The sequence below is a fragment of the Pseudidiomarina indica genome, assembly GCF_900104245.1.
Taxonomy (GTDB): Bacteria; Pseudomonadota; Gammaproteobacteria; order Enterobacterales; family Alteromonadaceae; genus Pseudidiomarina; species Pseudidiomarina indica.
Map to the genome: position 1 here is coordinate 1 of NZ_FMXN01000008.1, position 17,021 is coordinate 17,021.

The 17,021-nt window shown below is 50.3% G+C and carries 17 protein-coding genes and 2 rRNA genes; 13 read left to right on the plus strand and 6 right to left on the minus strand.

Going from position 1 to position 17,021, the window contains the following annotated elements; genetic code table 11:
* From BLP64_RS07375 to BLP64_RS07390, 4 genes are all read left to right on the plus strand, one after another.
* Positions 1–253, plus strand: a 23S ribosomal RNA gene (locus BLP64_RS07375); the annotation flags it as partial.
* 118 nt (positions 254–371) lie between these two features.
* Positions 372–486, plus strand: a 5S ribosomal RNA gene (rrf, locus tag BLP64_RS07380).
* A 166-nt stretch (positions 487–652) separates the two neighbouring features.
* Entirely contained in the window at positions 653–1,210 is a 558-nt protein-coding gene (locus BLP64_RS07385) for a cytochrome b (protein WP_092593249.1), read from the plus strand.
* A gap of 35 nt (positions 1,211–1,245) precedes the next feature.
* A complete protein-coding gene (locus BLP64_RS07390) occupies positions 1,246–1,821 on the plus strand; it encodes a YceI family protein (protein ID WP_092593251.1) in 576 nt (191 codons plus the stop codon).
* A gap of 29 nt (positions 1,822–1,850) precedes the next feature.
* Here BLP64_RS07390 and BLP64_RS07395 read toward each other — a convergent pair whose 3' ends face one another.
* The 5 genes from BLP64_RS07395 to cyaY are packed head-to-tail and all read right to left on the minus strand — an operon-like array spanning position 1,851 to position 6,166.
* A complete protein-coding gene (locus BLP64_RS07395) occupies positions 1,851–3,005 on the minus strand; it encodes a heme biosynthesis HemY N-terminal domain-containing protein (RefSeq protein ID WP_092593253.1) in 1,155 nt (384 codons plus the stop codon).
* A gap of 3 nt (positions 3,006–3,008) precedes the next feature.
* Positions 3,009–4,103 (minus strand): uroporphyrinogen-III C-methyltransferase, encoded by a 1,095-nt coding sequence (locus BLP64_RS07400; protein ID WP_092593255.1) that lies wholly within the window; start codon positions 4,101–4,103, stop codon positions 3,009–3,011.
* The gene (locus BLP64_RS07405) at positions 4,100–4,885 is read right to left on the minus strand and encodes a uroporphyrinogen-III synthase (RefSeq protein WP_092593257.1); all 786 of its coding nucleotides are present in this window, start codon (positions 4,883–4,885) and stop codon (positions 4,100–4,102) included. Before BLP64_RS07405 ends, BLP64_RS07400 begins: the two co-directional genes overlap by 4 nt.
* Positions 4,882–5,823 (minus strand): hydroxymethylbilane synthase, encoded by a 942-nt coding sequence (gene hemC / locus BLP64_RS07410; RefSeq protein ID WP_092593259.1) that lies wholly within the window; start codon positions 5,821–5,823, stop codon positions 4,882–4,884. Before hemC ends, BLP64_RS07405 begins: the two co-directional genes overlap by 4 nt.
* Positions 5,824–5,836: 13 nt before the next feature.
* Positions 5,837–6,166, minus strand: a complete 330-nt coding sequence (gene cyaY, locus BLP64_RS07415) for an iron donor protein CyaY (protein ID WP_092593261.1) — start codon at positions 6,164–6,166, stop codon at positions 5,837–5,839.
* Between the two features lie 106 nt (positions 6,167–6,272).
* On the opposite strand from cyaY, the gene lptM reads away from it, so the two are divergent.
* The 7 genes from lptM (at position 6,273) to uvrD (ending at position 13,061) form a co-directional block, all read left to right on the plus strand.
* Positions 6,273–6,398: an LPS translocon maturation chaperone LptM gene (lptM, locus tag BLP64_RS11010; RefSeq protein WP_407681266.1), complete on the plus strand. Its 126-nt coding sequence runs from the start codon at positions 6,273–6,275 to the stop codon at positions 6,396–6,398.
* 2 nt (positions 6,399–6,400) lie between these two features.
* Entirely contained in the window at positions 6,401–7,651 is a 1,251-nt protein-coding gene (gene lysA, locus BLP64_RS07425) for a diaminopimelate decarboxylase (protein ID WP_092593263.1), read from the plus strand.
* Positions 7,648–8,469 carry a diaminopimelate epimerase gene (gene dapF / locus BLP64_RS07430; RefSeq protein ID WP_092593265.1) on the plus strand — a complete coding sequence of 274 codons (822 nt, stop codon included), beginning with the start codon at positions 7,648–7,650 and terminating at the stop codon, positions 8,467–8,469. Before lysA ends, dapF begins: the two co-directional genes overlap by 4 nt.
* On the plus strand, positions 8,466–9,173 hold the full coding sequence (locus BLP64_RS07435) for a DUF484 family protein (protein ID WP_092593267.1): 708 nt from the start codon (positions 8,466–8,468) through the stop codon (positions 9,171–9,173). The genes dapF and BLP64_RS07435 overlap by 4 nt, the downstream gene beginning before the upstream one ends.
* Complete coding sequence (locus BLP64_RS07440; RefSeq protein ID WP_092593269.1) at positions 9,160–10,065, plus strand: tyrosine recombinase XerC; 906 nt, start codon at positions 9,160–9,162, stop codon at positions 10,063–10,065. The genes BLP64_RS07435 and BLP64_RS07440 overlap by 14 nt, the downstream gene beginning before the upstream one ends.
* 8 nt (positions 10,066–10,073) lie before the next feature.
* A complete protein-coding gene (locus tag BLP64_RS07445; protein WP_092593271.1) occupies positions 10,074–10,799 on the plus strand; it encodes an HAD-IA family hydrolase in 726 nt (241 codons plus the stop codon).
* Between the two features lie 66 nt (positions 10,800–10,865).
* Positions 10,866–13,061, plus strand: a complete 2,196-nt coding sequence (gene uvrD / locus BLP64_RS07450) for a DNA helicase II (protein WP_092593448.1) — start codon at positions 10,866–10,868, stop codon at positions 13,059–13,061.
* Here uvrD and rarD read toward each other — a convergent pair.
* Positions 13,037–13,936, minus strand: a complete 900-nt coding sequence (gene rarD / locus BLP64_RS07455; RefSeq protein WP_092593273.1) for an EamA family transporter RarD — start codon at positions 13,934–13,936, stop codon at positions 13,037–13,039. The genes uvrD and rarD overlap by 25 nt on opposite strands.
* A 146-nt stretch (positions 13,937–14,082) precedes the next feature.
* Here rarD and recQ point away from each other — a divergent pair, with 146 nt between their 5' ends.
* Both recQ and BLP64_RS07465 read left to right on the plus strand, forming a co-directional pair.
* Positions 14,083–15,900: a DNA helicase RecQ gene (recQ, locus tag BLP64_RS07460; RefSeq protein ID WP_233340127.1), complete on the plus strand. Its 1,818-nt coding sequence runs from the start codon at positions 14,083–14,085 to the stop codon at positions 15,898–15,900.
* 117 nt (positions 15,901–16,017) lie between these two features.
* On the plus strand, positions 16,018–17,001 hold the full coding sequence (locus BLP64_RS07465) for a hypothetical protein (RefSeq protein ID WP_092593275.1): 984 nt from the start codon (positions 16,018–16,020) through the stop codon (positions 16,999–17,001).
* Positions 17,002–17,021: the final 20 nt, after the last annotated feature.

Sequence of the window (17,021 nt, forward strand, 5' to 3'; positions counted from 1 at the left end):
CCTAGTACGAGAGGACCGGAGTGAACGAACCTCTGGTGTTCGGGTTGTCACGCCAGTGGCACTGCCCGGTAGCTATGTTCGGAATCGATAACCGCTGAAAGCATCTAAGCGGGAAGCGAGCCTCAAGATAAGCTCTCACTGACATGTAATTGTCCTGTAGGGTTGTTGAAGACGACGACGTTGATAGGCGGGATGTGGAAGCGTAGTAATGCGTTGAGCTAACCCGTACTAATTGCCCGTGAGGCTTAACCATACAACACCGAAAGTGTTTTGGTTGTGTGACTGCAACATAAGTTCGAGCTTTTACCGACGTGATGGTGAGAGTGGCATCGTTTTTATAATCAGTGCGTTGATATTGTTACCAGTTTTTGCCTGGCGGCCATAGCGAAGTGGAACCACCTGATCCTTTCCGAACTCAGTAGTGAAACGCTTCAGCGCCGATGGTAGTGTGGGGCCTCCCCATGCGAGAGTAGGACACTGCCAGGCTTCAAATGCGAACCCCGAGCTTCACCGCTCGGGGTTTTTTTGTGCCCGCTTTTTACCTTTCACTGTAAAGATTCGATAAAGTCGAAGCTAACTCACGAATTAATCCCATATCTCAAGTTCTAAATTAAGCTACACTTCTTCTATCCCACGATGAAGGAGTGTTCGTATGTTAAAAAATACCAGGTTCAGTTATGGCTGGATCAGTATTGCAATTCATTGGATAACCGCTCTGTTAGTCGCCGGATTATTTATTCTTGGCTACTGGATGCTAACTCTCGGCTATTACGATAGTTGGTACCGATTGGGCCCTTGGTGGCATAAATCGGTAGGGTTGACCTTATTAGCACTGACCGTCTTTCGCTTGATTTGGTCGCTTTTAACGCCGAAACCTAAAGCGCTTGGAACCCCATTAGAAAAGGTGGGGGCAAGGTTAGGGCATGCACTGATTTATGGGTTGTTGTTCGTGACCATGGTGAGTGGCTACTTGATTTCTACCGCTGATGGGCGAGGCATCTCAGTATTTGATTGGTTTGAAGTTCCTGCTCTGATAACGGGAATACCCCAGCAGGAAGACATTGCAGGGGTTATCCATTGGTATGCAGCCTTGGCTCTGTTCATTGTTGCCGTTGGTCATGGCTTAGCTGCAATAAAACATCATGTGGTGAATCGTGATAGCACCTTAAGGCGCATGGTCCGTCCCCTCCCACAGCCGCATGATGAGTAATTTTTATTCATTGTGAGTTTATTAGGAGATAGATGATGAAAAAATTAGCTTTAGCAGCATTTATTACCGCCGCTACTTTAGGTGCCACTTCGGTACAAGCGGCAGACTACGTGATTGATACGAAAGATGCCCACGCTTTCGTTCAGTTTAAAGTAAACCATTTAGGTTTTAGCTGGTTGCTTGGTACCTTCAACGATTTTGAAGGAACCTTCAGCTATGATGAAGCCAACCCAAGTGCCGCCAAAGTCGATGTGACCATTCAAGTGGCCAGTATTGACAGTAACCACGCTGAGCGTGACAAGCACTTGCGTAATGCCGATTTCTTGAATGTGAAAAAGTACCCAGAAGCCAAGTTTGTTTCTACCAGCTACACCCCAAATGGTGATGGAACGGGTGTGATGAAAGGTCAATTCACACTTCATGGCACCACCAATGAAATTGCCATTGATGTGAAAGAGATTGGCTCAGGTCAGGATCCGTGGGGGAACTTCCGGCGTGGATTTGAAGGGTCAGTAGTGATTACGCCAGCAGATTATGGCATGAACTATGACTTGGGTCCGGCGGCAGAAAACGTCGAAATCTTCTTATCGATTGAAGGGATTCGTCAGTAATTCTCCTGCCTTTAGAGATAGGCTTGCGGCTAGTGCCGCAAACCTTCTCGATAACAGGTCAACGCATTGGCCGTATCACCTAATTTGTCGTATACCATGGCAAGATCAAACAACAGTTGGCGTGATGGCTGCTGTTCCACTGCTTTACGCAGCGCTCGCTGAGCCAAGGTAAAATCATTCGCTTCGATTGCCATCAACCCCAGCGCATGGAGCAAGAAGGCGTCATCTGGACGTTGTTTTAATTGTTCTTGCACGATGTGACGAAGCTCAGGTCCGGCAACCAATAACTGATGCTCCAGTAAATAAGCAATATCCAGCTCGCCGCGTTTGAGTGCTCGTGCTGCAACTTTGTCCGCTGCAACGGTGGCATCAAATGTTTTAAGTGCTCGTAAATAAGCTCGCCGAATGACTGGATTACGCCGTTGATCACGGCTTAAGCCTTGCCAATAATCTTGTAGCAACGAAGCACCTAGCCGACCTGCATCCAGCATTAGATTGAAGTGCACTTCTTCTTGTAACAAGTCCCATTCAGCCGCACTGAATAGTTGCTGTTTTTCCGCACGTGGGAGCAGTTCTGCTAAATCATGATAACGGCGTGACGCACGCATGCCCTCAATGGCATGACGAAGTAAGCTTGGATGCTGCGGGTATTCGTGCAGTAGAGCTTTTAACTCGGGCCACCGGCGCTCGACGGTATCTGAGCTTTCTTGTAACGCAAAAATCATTTCAGTCAGTGCCATTTGATCGGCCTGTTGACTGCGCGTTAGCCATTCACGTGCTTGTTTGATATCACCCTGTTGCTGTGTGGTATAGGCTGCCAATAGCGCGTCACTGGGTAAATGACGCAATTGCCAAGCACGTGCAATTGCACGTGAACTCGCTCCATAATCACCATGGTTTAAGTGCATTAAGGCTTCGTTCTGTGCCTGTTCAGCTTTTAGGTCACGACGGCGACCAAACCATTTAACACCCCATCGCGTACCACGTATCAGGCGCCCTAAGAAGCGCCCTACCACCCCAAGAATCAACAGAGCCACCACCAATAAAATCAGTGCGGCTACCAAACTGGTCTCGATAGTGTAATTGCCCACAGCGACGAGCACGTAGCCCGTGTTTCCTGACCACAAAGGCCCTACCAACAAACCAGCAATCAAGAGCACAATTATCGTGATAGCGGTTCTCATTGGTTAGCCCTCCTGTCCGAGTTGGCGAACCAGACGGTGGAGGTGCCCTTGCGCTTCTAATTGGGGCGGATAATCCGGGCGAAGTTGCCAGCTTCGTAACTCTTCAAGCTGCTGAATGGCCGCTGAGAAATCCGTATGAGAGGCCTGCTTGGCAACGTGTTGCAGCATAGTAATGGCTTCTGTTAGGTTGGCCTCATAGGCTGCTTGTGAGTGTTGTAAAGCTGCCTGTTGCGCTAACTGCAGTTGCAACAGGGTACGTTGTTGTAACACGTTAAAGTAGGCTTGCTCGAGCATTGGAGCGACCGCCTGATCGTGACGCTGTACCTGAATGAACTGCTCGAATAATGTCGCCCCACTGCGTTTCAAATTATCGACCCAAGAGGCTGCGGTGGCATTGCTATCGCCTACTTCTGTAGTAGCGGTCAGCGACTGTTGCCACTGTTGTTCTGCCAACTGAGCTCGCAGTCGAATCAACGCCATGCTGGCGGCTTCAATTTGTTGCTGAGGCAATTGCTCGAGCCGGGCAATATCGCTGGTCAGCGCTTCGCGAACGGCATAATGTGCAGGGTTATCTAACGCAGCTAAATGAGATAACGCCAGTTTTAATAAGCTAATGGCAGCGGCCACGTCATGTTCAATCCATAACTTCATGGCTGCGCGATCGGTCAGATTATAGGCTTCGAGAATACGCCAGTTAGACTCTTGTGAGAGATCTAAATTAGCGAGCTCGGCTTGTACAGATTGTACCATCAGCTGGGTGCTTTCAATTTCTTGCCGCTGATGTTGAAGCTGATTTCTCACTCCTTGCTCGAAGGTGACCGTGGCCTGATTCAATTGCTGCATGAGGCGGTTTTCCAGCGTTTTTAACTGCTGGTCGAGGCGTGCGATGGTGGCAGCAGTTTGTTGCTGATCGACCATCATCCGAGTTTGCATTTGTTGATGTTGTGGCCACCATTGGGTGTAACCAAACCAACCCGCTGTGGCCAGCAGCCCCACCAACAGAAGGAGGCCTAACCAAAGGCCGGAACGCTTGTTATTGTTCGTTGTAGGCGCCGGAGCCGTGGTTGCGATGTCGGGAGTGTTGTCTGATTCGCTCATAACAAGTCCTTGTGCTGTTCGACTAATTGCTGCCACGCATCTGCGATAGCAAACGGCGTTGCACTGTGGGCAACGACGACCTTTTGTTGCATGGCGGAAGGGAGTAGCTGTTTGAGCCGATCACTGGCAACAATCCAATAGCAACTGGCTAACCAGTCAAGATCGGTATTGGGTACGGCTGCTAAGAAGTAGCCCAGCTGTTCGGCACTTGTCACCACAATCCCGTTCACCTGGTCACGCCATTGTTGGTATTCCTGGGGCTGAACCACCGTAGGCTTGCGTTGATACACTTCTAAGAAGGTCACTTGAGCACCCCGTGCAGTGAGCGTTTCAGCCGCCAGATCTCGGCCTCCTTTGCCGCGCACTATCAGCCAGCGTTGGCCTTTCACCTTGGCCAGCTCAGGCAGCTGCAATAATGCTTCACTGTTGTGTTGTCGCCACGGGCAATTCACTGGGCGCCCAACAACGTTAGCAACGGCGGCGGCGCTGGTTGGCCCAACCGCGTACCAACGAGCAACGGGCATCGGCATTCCTGGCGCCCAATCGCGCGCTTGTTGAGCAAAGTGGTTAGCAGCGTTCACACTGACCATTAGGCCCGCATCCCATTGCTCCCGCAAAATACCAGCCAAGCTGTGGTTCGGATCGTCATAGCTATGGATCGTGACCATGCTCTTACTGCTGCAAGTGAGCTTGACACCCTTTGCAGTGGCGCGTTGCATGAGTAAGTGAGTGATGTCACTCACTTGATTTTCGGGGCGTAACAGCAGTAAGTGATGGTTCATGACTGTAACTCATTCTCCGCATAAACATCTTGTAAAATCTTCCCTGCTCCGCGAGCAAGTAAATAATCTGCTAACTCAGCGCCAAGCGCTTCGGCATCATCACGGTGCCCTTGGATTTCACCTTCAACAATTTCACTCCCGTCTGGGCGCCCCACTAAGCCGCGTAAATGCAGTTGGTCACCATGCAGTTCAGCATAGGCGCCAATGGGGACCTGACAACCACCTTGCAAGCGGCGGTTCATTGCCCGCTCTGCAAGCACACAGCTACGCGTATCAGGGCAGGTTAACGGAGCTAATAACGCTTTTGTTTCAGGGTCATCGCTACGACATTCAATGCCTAATACGCCTTGTCCGTTTGCCGGTAAGCAGCGTTCAACGTCGATGCGCTCTTTAATGCGGTCGGTCAGTTCGAGTCGAACTAACCCAGAAGCCGCCAAAATAATGGCATCAAACTCACCTTCATCGAGCTTGCGTAGGCGTGTTTGCACGTTCCCGCGTAAGTCTCGAATCACCAAGTGTGGGTAGTGCGCTAGTAATTGGCATTTACGGCGTAAGCTGCAGGTTCCAACCACTGCCCCTTCGGGTAAGTCATCAAGGCGTGCATAGTGGTTAGAAACGAAAGCATCGCGGGGGTCTTCGCGCTCACAGATACCAAACAGTTCTAGCCCGGGAGGAAACTCAACCGGTAAATCTTTCATTGAGTGGACAGCTAGGTCGGCTTTGCCTTCCAACATGGCCACTTCAAGCTCTTTCACAAAAAGCCCTTTTCCCCCAATTTTTGCTAAGGGGGTATCCAGAATCACATCACCGCGAGTGCTCATGGGCAATAGCTCCACGGTTAAATCGTCATGCAACTGTTCCAATCGGGCTTTGATATGTTCTGCTTGCCACATAGCGAGCATGCTTTTACGAGTGGCGATGCGTAATGTTCTACTCATATTTACAATGCCCTTATGATGCTTGTGGAGGAGCAAGACGGATGGGAGTTTCCGCTTGGCGGCTGGCTGCATCACTCAGCAGCGCCCAAAGCTCGCTGCCGGTGCGGTTATCAATCCACAGGCCGTCATGGTATTCAAAATGGTGGCCGTTAAATTTAGTGGCGACCCAAAGTTGATGAAGGGGTGGCTGTTTATTGATGACCATTTTACTGCCGTTCGGAAACGTCAGTTCCAAGATGTCGCCGCCTGATTCACAGTCAATATCCACTTCACAAGCTTCAACTGCTTCTTCAATGGCCATAATGGTCGTTTCGGCAAGTTCGTGGTATTCGTGCTCTAGCATGTTTACTCCTGATAATGACATTTGTGCGTCGCAATGCGATGATAGACGCACTAACTCAAAATACGTAATAATTAGGTACAGTTTACCGATGTTTAACTTGAAAGTAATGCGTCTTATCATTGTAGCAGGAACGCTTGGCTTTATCGCTGCTTGTGGCCAAAAAGGGCCGCTTGAAATGCCGCCTCCGGTGGAGCAAAACCAACCCGCTGCACCCGTAACCTCTAGTGAGTGATTATGAGTTTTAACTACCACGATGGCGTTCTTTATGCAGAGCAATGCAGTGTTGCTGAATTAGCAGCTCAGTATGGAACGCCGCTGTACGTGTATTCACAGCAGCAGATCATGAATAACTGGCAGCAGTTTGCTACAGTATGGCCTGCTCCCCATCGTTTATGTTACGCCGTTAAAGCCAATAGTAATTTAGCGGTCTTGCATCTGTTAGCCCAGCTTGGCGCAGGGTTTGATATTGTCTCCGGCGGTGAGCTGGCGCGTGTGATTGCAGCGGGCGGACGAGCCGATCGGGTGGTTTTCTCAGGGGTCGCAAAAAGTCGCGCTGAAATGGCCGAGGCGTTAGCGCATGGCATTTATTGCTTCAATGTGGAATCTGCGGCTGAGCTTGAACAGCTGAATGAGGTTGCTCGCGCTCATCAGGTGATGGCGCCGGTTTCGTTACGCGTCAATCCAGATGTGGATGCTCAAACCCACCCCTATATTTCCACCGGGTTAAAAACCAATAAATTTGGTATCGCCATGAGCCAAGCACGCGATATTGCACGACGTGCACAGGAGTTACCTAATATCCAGTTGCAGGGCGTGGATTGCCATATTGGTTCACAAATACTTACGGCAGCGCCGTTTTTAGATGCCGCCGATCGCATGTTGGCGTTGATTGCCGATTTGCGTCAAGACGGCATTGCCATTCAGCACTTGAACATGGGTGGGGGCATTGGCATTTCTTATCAGCATGAACAACCACTCGATGTAAGCGCTTACTTACTTGAGTTGCAGCGCCGCGCTGAAGCGTTAGGGGGATTAACCCTAATGCTAGAACCGGGCCGCTCGATTGTTGGGAATGCTGGCTTATTGGTTACCCAAGTGGCCTATCATAAAGCCGGTGAAGACAAAGATTTCCTGTTGGTGGATGCGGGCATGAATGATTTAATGCGGCCCGCGCTTTATCAGGCGTATCACGAGATTATCCCAGTGCAGCAGAGTGCTGCATCACCGCTGTTGGTTGATGTGGTGGGTCCGGTTTGCGAAACCGGAGATTTCCTAGGGCTGGCTCGCCACTTATCTGCGTCTGCAGGGGATTTGCTTGCTGTAATGAATGCCGGCGCGTACGGATTTACCATGAGCTCCAATTACAATACTCGTCCACGTGCGGCAGAAGTGATGGTGATTGGCGACCAAGCGCACCTAATTCGGGAGCGAGAAACAGTCAGCGACTTGTGGAAAGGGGAGCGGATTGTGGAGGTACCACGATGAACTTCTCGAAGATGCATGGTCTTGGCAATGACTTTATGGTGATCGATGCGGTCACCCAAAATATTTATGTGAACCCTGAGCAAATTCGTCACTGGGCCGATCGGAATCGTGGCGTTGGGTTTGACCAATTATTGTTGGTGGAACCTCCTTATGATCCCGACTTGGATTTTCATTATCGAATTTTTAATGCGGATGGTTCAGAGGTCGCTCAATGTGGCAACGGCGCCCGTTGTTTTGCCCTGTTTGTGAAACTGAAAGGGCTGAGCTCGAAGAATCACCTGCGGGTCAGTACGAAAGCCGGCAAAATGGTGCTTCATCACGAGCGGGATGGACGCATTACGGTTGAGATGGGAATGCCGACCTTTCAGCCAGCAGAAATACCATTTAAGGCAAATAAAGAAGAACTCACCTATATTTTACGTGAGCAAGACCAAACCATCTTGGCGGGAGTCATGGGGATTGGTAATCCGCATTGTGTGATTGAAGTCGATAATATTGAGACCGCGCCGGTCGCTTCGTTAGGGCAAGCACTCGCGACCCATGAGCGTTTCCCGGAAGGGGTGAATGTCGGATTCATGCAAGTGATTGATGCTCACCGCGTGAAGTTACGTGTATACGAGCGTGGCGTGGGCGAAACCCAGGCTTGTGGGAGCGGCGCCTGTGCTGCTGCCGTGGTAGGAATGCGACAAGGTAAATTGGCCGATCAAGTATCCGTTGAACTGCCTGGCGGCACGCTGATGGTACGTTGGCAGCCAGGGCAAGCGGTGCGTATGACCGGCCCGGCGGAACATGTTTATGATGGATATATTAAACTATGACCAGTGAAGTAAAACCTCTTGCACCCCCGGTGGTGGATGATACCTTAATTACCGAGTACTTAATTGAAAACCCAGACTTTTTTGAACGTCACTCGCACCTATTGCAGCAGCTGAGCTTGCGCCATCAACAACAAGGCACGGTGTCACTGGTCGAGCGGCAGCAGCAAGTATTGCGGCAGCGCATTATGCAACTCGAAGAAGAAATTACTGACTTAATGGTCACGGCACGTCGTAATGAGGAAATCTTCCAAGCATACAGCGATTTATACGTTGCTTTATTGGCGTGTGATGACTTGCCGAGTGTGATGGATGCGTTGCAGGATACCTTCGCAAGCCGATTGCAGATGCCCGCACTAACGTTGAAGTTTTTTGATAGTCCGATGGAGTTGGATGAGCAATTCACCTTTGCGGCGGACACCCATAAAATGTTGCTGAGTAAGCGCTTTCAAACCACCCAAGTCTACTTAGGTCGGCTGACGGCAGAAGAGAAAAAGTTACTGTTTCCAAACGAAGCAATCAACTCAGTTGCCTTGCTGCTGCTTGGCAAAAAAGGCGAGTTAGGAATGCTGGCGATTGGTAATCATGATGCAGGGCACTTTGAACCAGCCATGGATACATTGTTAATCCGCCAGTTACAAGCGTTGCTGAGTCGCATCTTACCGCCGTTGTTGCATCATCAAGCGCAACATCATGACCTTAGCTGAATTACGTCAACCATTTCTCGACCATTTAGCCGGTGAGCGTGGCCTTGCCGAATTGACGCTCACCAGTTACGGCCGCATTTTGGCCGACGATATCAATGCCTTGGCTGGACTCCGTGTGGAGCAGCCAGAGCAGCTCACCTTGGCGGTACTGGAGCGCTTATTGGTGAGCTGGCGCAGCCGGGGTTTAGGGGATGCCTCGTTAGCGTTGCGGTTAGCGGCTTGGCGCACCTTTTGTCAGTATCTGATTCGGGAGAATTGGCTTGACGACAATCCTGCAAGCCAGCTTAAAGCTCCGCGCAAAGCCAAACGCCTCCCTAAAAACCTTGATGTTGATAGCATCACACAGTTGCTTCGTTTACCAGTTGATGACCCGCTAGCGATTCGTGACAGCGCGATGATGGAGCTATTGTATGGCAGTGGCTTACGGCTTGCTGAGTTAGTGGCATTGGATGTGGATGCCATTCATACTCGTCACCGCGAGTTGCGGGTGCTCGGGAAAGGCAATAAAACGCGCATTGTGCCGTACGGCCGTTTTGCCGCAGAAGCACTGGAGCGCTGGTTACCAATTCGAGCCCAGTGGTTGGGCGGCCGCTTGGATGAGCTGGCGTTATTTATTTCGCAGCGACAACAGCGCATCCATCCGCGCACGGTCCAACAGCGGTTAAATTATTGGGGGCAGCAACAGGGATTAAAAGGCACCCTGCACCCACATAAACTTCGGCACTCCTTTGCTTCGCATATGTTAGAATCAAGCGGAGATTTACGCGCGGTGCAGGAGTTATTAGGGCACGCTAATTTAAGCACCACCCAAGTGTATACCCATCTTGATTTTCAGCACCTCGCAAAGGTTTACGATGGTGCCCATCCCCGTGCCCGAAAAAAGAAAACGTAGGAAAATTCATGCATTTTTATCGCCGATTACACCCAGTTCAAGCCATTAGCTTTGATCTGGATGATACGCTTTATAACAATATTCCCGTCATGCAACGGGCTGAACAAGCCATGCGTGACTATGTTGCGCAAGAGTTCCCACAAACCGCCGTGTGGCAGACAGCAGATTGGTTAGCCCACCGTCAGCAACTATTATTGGAACGGCCCGAGCTGGGTAGTCATATGACGCACTTACGTCAGTATTCGTTGGCTGCAGGGTTGCACCATTTTGGTGTCAATGAAGATGAGATTGAGGCTGGGGTAACAGCAGCATTTAATCATTTTATGACGTTTCGTAACGCTATCGAAGTGCCGAAGTCGGTTCACCAAGCTTTGCGCCAACTGGCCGATGCTTATCCTGTGATTGCGGTGAGTAATGGCAACGTTGATGTTGCAGAGATTGGCCTTGCTCCTTATTTTGTGGGCGTTTTTCAGCCCACCGCAGAACGCCGTGGCAAACCCTACCTTGATTTGTTTTTAGCGGCGCAGCAAGCGCTGCCAACAGTGGCTCCAGCAGCTTGGTTGCATGTGGGCGATAGCCCTCAAGCCGATATTTTAGGTGCCCATCGGGCGGGCTGGCAAAGTGCTTGGTTTACTGGAGGCTTGGGCCGTCCAGAGCAGTTACAGATATTGCCAACCTTGGCTTATGATGAGTTAGAGCAACTCGTTGCTTATCTTCTCGCGGCCCGCGGGTAACTGGTTGCATATACAGTAGTCTGGAATTAAACTGATCCTTTTGGCATGGCTTGGAACACACGAATGATGCACGAACACCCTTTACTGACCCAATTGAATGAAAAACAACGTGATGCTGTGAGTGCTACTGGACGTCACTTGTTGGTATTGGCGGGGGCGGGAAGCGGTAAAACCCGCGTCTTAGTGCATCGTATCGCTTGGCTCATTCAAACCCAAGGCGTGTCTCCCCACAGTATTTTAGCGGTGACGTTTACCAACAAGGCTGCCGCAGAAATGCGAGGGCGGGTTGAACAATTGCTGGGGAGCTCGGTGCGAGCTATGTGGATGGGAACCTTCCACGGGCTGGCGCATCGGTTGTTACGAGCGCACTACATGGATGTGGGGTTACCGCAGAACTTTCAAATTCTGGATAGTGACGATCAGCAACGGCTGATCAAGCGCATGATTCGTAGCCTGAATCTTGATGAAAAACGTTGGCCACCGAAACAAGCTCAGTGGTTTATCAACCATAAAAAAGACGAAGGATTACGCCCCCATCATTTGGATGGCTACGATATCAATGAGCGCACCTTCAAAGAAATTTATGAAGCCTATCAAGTCGCTTGTGATCGTGCGGGGTTGGTCGACTTTGCCGAATTGCTGTTGCGCGCTCATGAATTATTGCGTGATAACAAAGCTGTACGAGAGCATTATCAGCGACGTTTTCGTCATATTTTAGTGGATGAGTTTCAAGACACGAATACCATTCAATACAGCTGGATTAAATTACTTTCTGGCGTTGGCCAAGACCAAGAATACCCTAGTTATGTCACCATCGTGGGCGATGATGACCAATCCATTTATGGCTGGCGCGGCGCCCGGGTCGAAAATATTCAACAGTTTTTGCAGGATTACCCGCAGGCTCTTACCGTTCGGTTGGAGCAAAATTACCGTTCTACAAATACCATCTTAACCGCTGCCAATGAGGTGATTGCGAATAACCAAGGGCGCTTAGGAAAAGAACTTTGGACCGACGGTAGCATCGGTGAGCCTATTGATCTCTATGTGGCTTACAACGAAATGGACGAAGCACGCTTTATTGCGGGGCAAATTGAGCAATGGCATGAGCAAGGCAATGCCCTGCAAGATGTCGCGGTGCTGTACCGCAGTAACGCCCAGTCGCGAGTGCTAGAAGAAGCTCTATTGCATGCCCGAATCCCCTATCGAATTTATGGGGGCTTGCGCTTCTTTGATCGACAAGAAGTCAAAGATGCGTTGGCATATTTGCGTTTGGTGGCGAGCCGTCAAGATGATGCTGCGTTTGAACGTATTATTAATACCCCAACGCGGGGGATTGGTGATCGGACGTTAGGGATTATTCGGGATGGCGGGCGCGAGCGCGGTGTTCCTTTATGGGATGCGGCGAAACAATTGGTGCAGGAGAAAATACTTACCGGTCGCGCCGGTAATGCGGTGGCGGCATTCACCGATTTAATTGACCAGCTTGAAGATAGCATGGGCGATTTGCCATTAGGACGCCAGGTCGATCTTGCCATTAAAAATTCCGGACTAATGGCAATGTATCAAGCGGAAAAAGGCGATAAAGCAGAAACGCGAGTGGAGAACTTGCAAGAGTTGGTGTCGGCCTGTGATAACTTCAACCAGCTAGATGATGTGATTTTAGAAGATGTCTCGCCACTGCAAGCGTTCTTGGCCCACGCGGCCTTGGAATCGGGAGAAGAGCAAGCCGAAGAGCATCAAGATGCGGTGCAACTAATGACGCTCCACAGCGCCAAGGGGCTCGAGTTTCCCTTGGTATTTATGTGCGGCGTTGAAGAAGGCCTGTTTCCCTCCCAGCAATCACTCACCGAAAGTGGGCGCTTAGAAGAAGAGCGACGGCTGTGCTACGTTGGCATGACCCGAGCGATGCAAAAGTTGGTGATCACTTACGCTGAGTCACGCCGAATTTATGGTCAAGAGAAGTTCAGTGCCGTGAGTCGGTTTGTTGGTGAGATTCCACCTAATATGCTCCATCACGTTCGTTCTCAGTCACGGACCAGTCATCATTCCCATGCGCTTGGACGTTTCCATACCGGGGCAAGTCATGAGGCGTTTACCCAAACCGGGTACAGTTTGGGGCAACGGGTGCGGCACAGTAAGTTTGGTGAAGGAACTGTCATTAACTATGAGGGCAGTGGCCCACAGAGCCGGGTCCAAGTGAACTTTGACGCTGTGGGCAGTAAGTGGCTCGCCGTGGATTATGCGCGTTTAGAACGGTGCTGATGGAGCAACGTATCCACACTGTAAATGGCTAAGGCCGTCCAGATCATGGCAAAGGTAATAAGTTTGTCAGCGGTCAGTGACTCGCCGTACATGAATACCGCCAAGACAAACATAAGCGACGGGCCAATATATTGAAAGAAACCTAAGGTGGAATAGCGGATGCGCTGTGCGGCTGCGGTAAAACACAGCAATGGGGCTGTTGTCACCACGCCAGCTGCCACTAACAGCAAGCTTAATTGCCAGCCGTTCGCGATAAGGTTAAAGCTTTGCGCTTCGGCAAAAAAGCCGTAATAGATCAGGACAATGGGTAGCAAGATCAGTGTTTCCAGCCATAAACCGGTCACCGAATCGACCGGCAAGCGCTTCCGAATCGCCCCATAAATGGCGAAACTACAGGCTAAGGTGAGGGCAATCCACGGGATGGAACCGAACGAAATAATTTGAATGAGCACCCCAGTGAAAGCGAGCAAAATGGCAAGTAACTGCATTTTTCGCATGCGTTCAGAAAAAAACAGCATGCCAATTGCGACATTGAGTAAGGGGTTAATGTAATACCCCAAACTGGCGTCTAAAATATGATTATTGTTCACCGCCCAAATGAATAAGAACCAATTCCCACCCAATAAGAAGGTTGCCAGCGTGAGTCGGAGCATGTACGTCCGATTCATTAATACCGGTTTAATGCGGTCAAAACGTCCCAGCATGAGAATGAGCGCCAAAACCAGCACAAATGACCAAACAATTCGATGTCCCAAAATTTCGAGGGCAGGAATTTGTTGCAGCCATTTAAAATAAATTGGGGCAATCCCCCACATGGTATAGGCAGCAATTGCAAACATCACACCATGTCGGCTGTGCAAGGAAGGGTTGCTCATGAATTGGATCCTAACAGTTTAATTTGTACGAATAACCACCAGTTACCACGAAACAAAGGGAGATTTACCATTGCTCAGTGGAGCTTCGCACGCGGGATGCATACAATAGTGAATCTACCAGTCAGTCGTCAATTGGAGACGTAATTTTGTCGGAATCATCCCTGTCGAAAGTTCTTGCTGAGGTGTTTGGTTATACCTCTTTCCGCGAAGGCCAATTACAGGTCATCGAGGCAGTGATGCAACAACGAGACGCGCTTGTCCTGATGCCGACGGGTGGTGGTAAATCCTTGTGTTACCAGTTGCCGGCATTAGTGGGCGAAGGTCTTACGGTTGTTATCTCACCTTTAATCAGTTTAATGCAAGACCAAGTTGAAGCCTTGCAAGCCATGGGCATTGCGGCCGCTGCGCTCAATAATGGGATCAGTCCAGAAGCGAGTCAGCTGATCAGCACGCAATTAAATCAGCATCAAATTCGGTTGTTGTATGTGAGCCCAGAACGCGCCTTGCAGCCTTATTTTATGCGCCAATTGCAACAATGGCCGGTGCGGTTAATTGCCATTGACGAAGCTCACTGTATTTCTCAATGGGGGCATGATTTCCGCCCCGAATATGGGCAGTTGGGCCAATTACGTGAAGCCTTGCCACAGGTTCCTTTTATGGCACTCACGGCCACAGCCGATGCCGCCACCGAAGCAGACATTATTTCCCGCTTAAAGCTGCATGATCCGGTGGTTTATAAAGGGTCGTTTGATCGACCGAATATCCGCTACGTGGTCGAAGAAAAATATAAGCCATTTAAACAAGTCACCGATTATATCAAAAGACAACGTGGTGCATCAGGAATCGTTTACTGTGGTAGCCGCAAAAAAGTAGAAGAACTGGCTGAGAAGCTCAGTCGAGAAGGCATTCGGGCTGCTGGTTACCACGCAGGTATGGAACACGATTGGCGGCAGGATGTGTTACGTCGATTTGTGCGTGATGACTTGGATGTGGTAGTGGCGACGGTCGCTTTTGGGATGGGGATTAACAAGCCCAACGTACGTTTCGTGGTGCATTTTGATGTCCCGCGAAGTGTGGAAGGTTATTACCAAGAAACCGGACGAGCGGGGCGTGATGGGTTGGCAGCAGAAGCATTGTTGTTGTACGACCCGGGCGATGTAGCTTGGATCAAGTCCGTCATTTTCGAGCACCCAGATGAAGAGCGGCGGCGAATTGAGCTGCATAAGTTTGCTGCCATGCAAGCACTGGGAGAAGCTCAAACCTGTCGGCGCTTGGTATTGCTGAATTACTTCAATGAACATCGCAATGAACCCTGTGGCAACTGTGATATTTGTTTGGATCCGCCGCGCCAGTATGACGGGACCGTGGATGCCCAAAAAGTGCTGTCCTGCATTTATCGAGTGGGGCAGCGATATGGGGTTACACACATCATCGATGTGTTACGGGGAAGTAAATCCCAACGGTTGGTTGAATTAGGCCACGATAAATTATCCACCTTTGGCATTGGGGCCGATCAAAGCCATGAATACTGGCTGGGAGTGGTGCGGCAGCTGATTCACCGTGGTTACGTGGTACAAAATATTCAGCAATACAGTGTCCTGCAATTAACGGAAGCTGCACGTCCCATTTTGCGGGGAGAAATTGCATTACAGTTAGCTCAACCTCGTATTAATCTTGCCGTTTCAAAACCTCGAGTGGCGGATCGAGGCGACTACGACAAAGTGCTATTCCGTCGCTTGCGGGCGCTGCGTAAAGCCATTGCGGATGCTGAAGAGGTGCCGCCTTTTGTGGTATTCAACGATACCAGTTTGGTCGAAATGGCCGTGCATTACCCCACCGATGACGAGGCCATGCTCGCCATTACCGGCGTTGGTCAAAAGAAACTGGAGCGCTACGGCCAGGAGTTTATTGCGGCGATTGTTGCTTACCTAGACGCAGAAGAAGAGCCCATCCTGAATTTATAATTTGAAGCAGTTGCTGGTCATGCTTGAAATGACCGAAAAAGATGCAAAGTCATGGAAATCATGTCAGTCTATCGTTGAAATGATTGAGTCACGCGCTGTGACAAGGAAGAATGAACGATGACTGATGAGAACCATTGGCGAGTCATTCGCCTTACCGAGTTTACCCGCCCCTCTGCCCCTGCAACCACGTTGCTGCAGCAATGGTATCACCATATTCGTAACATCTTTATTCAAGCAGATGAAGCGTCGCTTGAGGAGGAGTCGGAAAGCTTACCTGGCTATCGCGACTTTTCGGTCGCTCCTGCCGCCCAGGCCCTTGATGAAGCCTTTGCTGATTGGTTATCAAAACCGACCCCAGGCGTTAAATTTTTGGTGGGGCCGCCACACAGTGGGCTTGCGTCGATTGCTTCAGTGTGGGCCGCCGAACGCGATTGGTCCTGCCTGACAGCTCCCGATAGAAAACAAATAGAAGAGGCCGCAATTGATTCGTGGTGGGAGCCGCAAGCAGCCGAGCAATGGGTGATTCCTGATTTGTCGAGTTATTGGCAACGGCGGGTGAACGGGTTGTCATTTATCCGTGCTCTTTTACCTCGAATATTACAGGGGAGCCTAGGTCAAGGCTTGGTCGTTTGCGATAGCTGGAGCTTCATCTTTCTACAACACACCTCGCTGCTGCATTTATCTCATATTTATTGTTTCGCTGCGGCGGATGCGCCGCTACTCCGTCAACTCGGTATTCGAGCCCCAACCAAGCAACTGAAAAGCTTAGCAGCACAAGCATTGGGTAATCCCGGTGTCGCACTGGCGTTGTGGACTGCCATGCGGGAAGGTCACCACGAGCCACCGTGCGTTCCTATCGGCAGCGATGATAGCACTGCCTTTGTGTTGTATAGCCTGTTGTTGCATCACGGGTTATCTCGCGATGACTTGCAGGACGTGTTACCGAATTTAACGGTGACCCAAATTGATGGTCAGTTATTGCTCTTGGAACAGGCGCAGATTGTGCATCGTGAACAACAACAATGGCAGGTGTCCGTGCACGGGTATTTGACTGCGCGTGACTTTTTGAAAAGTCGCGGGTTTGATGTCGACGCATTCTAGTGACAAATTAGGAGGCCGCC

What these genes read in the sequence shown, in the direction of transcription:
- BLP64_RS07385 (WP_092593249.1), top strand. Translation starts at nt 653, where the DNA reads ATGTTAAAAAATACCAGGTTCAGTTATGGCTGGATCAGTATTGCAATT.
- BLP64_RS07400 (WP_092593255.1), bottom strand. Translation starts at nt 4,103, where the DNA reads ATGAGCGAATCAGACAACACTCCCGACATCGCAACCACGGCTCCGGCG.
- cyaY (WP_092593261.1), bottom strand. Translation starts at nt 6,166, where the DNA reads ATGCTAGAGCACGAATACCACGAACTTGCCGAAACGACCATTATGGCC.
- uvrD (WP_092593448.1), top strand. Translation starts at nt 10,866, where the DNA reads ATGCACGAACACCCTTTACTGACCCAATTGAATGAAAAACAACGTGAT.
- BLP64_RS07445 (WP_092593271.1), top strand. Translation starts at nt 10,074, where the DNA reads ATGCATTTTTATCGCCGATTACACCCAGTTCAAGCCATTAGCTTTGAT.
- lptM (WP_407681266.1), top strand. Translation starts at nt 6,273, where the DNA reads ATGCGTCTTATCATTGTAGCAGGAACGCTTGGCTTTATCGCTGCTTGT.
- BLP64_RS07405 (WP_092593257.1), bottom strand. Translation starts at nt 4,885, where the DNA reads ATGAACCATCACTTACTGCTGTTACGCCCCGAAAATCAAGTGAGTGAC.
- hemC (WP_092593259.1), bottom strand. Translation starts at nt 5,823, where the DNA reads ATGAGTAGAACATTACGCATCGCCACTCGTAAAAGCATGCTCGCTATG.
- dapF (WP_092593265.1), top strand. Translation starts at nt 7,648, where the DNA reads ATGAACTTCTCGAAGATGCATGGTCTTGGCAATGACTTTATGGTGATC.
- BLP64_RS07390 (WP_092593251.1), top strand. Translation starts at nt 1,246, where the DNA reads ATGAAAAAATTAGCTTTAGCAGCATTTATTACCGCCGCTACTTTAGGT.
- BLP64_RS07395 (WP_092593253.1), bottom strand. Translation starts at nt 3,005, where the DNA reads ATGAGAACCGCTATCACGATAATTGTGCTCTTGATTGCTGGTTTGTTG.
- rarD (WP_092593273.1), bottom strand. Translation starts at nt 13,936, where the DNA reads ATGAGCAACCCTTCCTTGCACAGCCGACATGGTGTGATGTTTGCAATT.
- BLP64_RS07440 (WP_092593269.1), top strand. Translation starts at nt 9,160, where the DNA reads ATGACCTTAGCTGAATTACGTCAACCATTTCTCGACCATTTAGCCGGT.
- BLP64_RS07435 (WP_092593267.1), top strand. Translation starts at nt 8,466, where the DNA reads ATGACCAGTGAAGTAAAACCTCTTGCACCCCCGGTGGTGGATGATACC.
- BLP64_RS07465 (WP_092593275.1), top strand. Translation starts at nt 16,018, where the DNA reads ATGACTGATGAGAACCATTGGCGAGTCATTCGCCTTACCGAGTTTACC.
- lysA (WP_092593263.1), top strand. Translation starts at nt 6,401, where the DNA reads ATGAGTTTTAACTACCACGATGGCGTTCTTTATGCAGAGCAATGCAGT.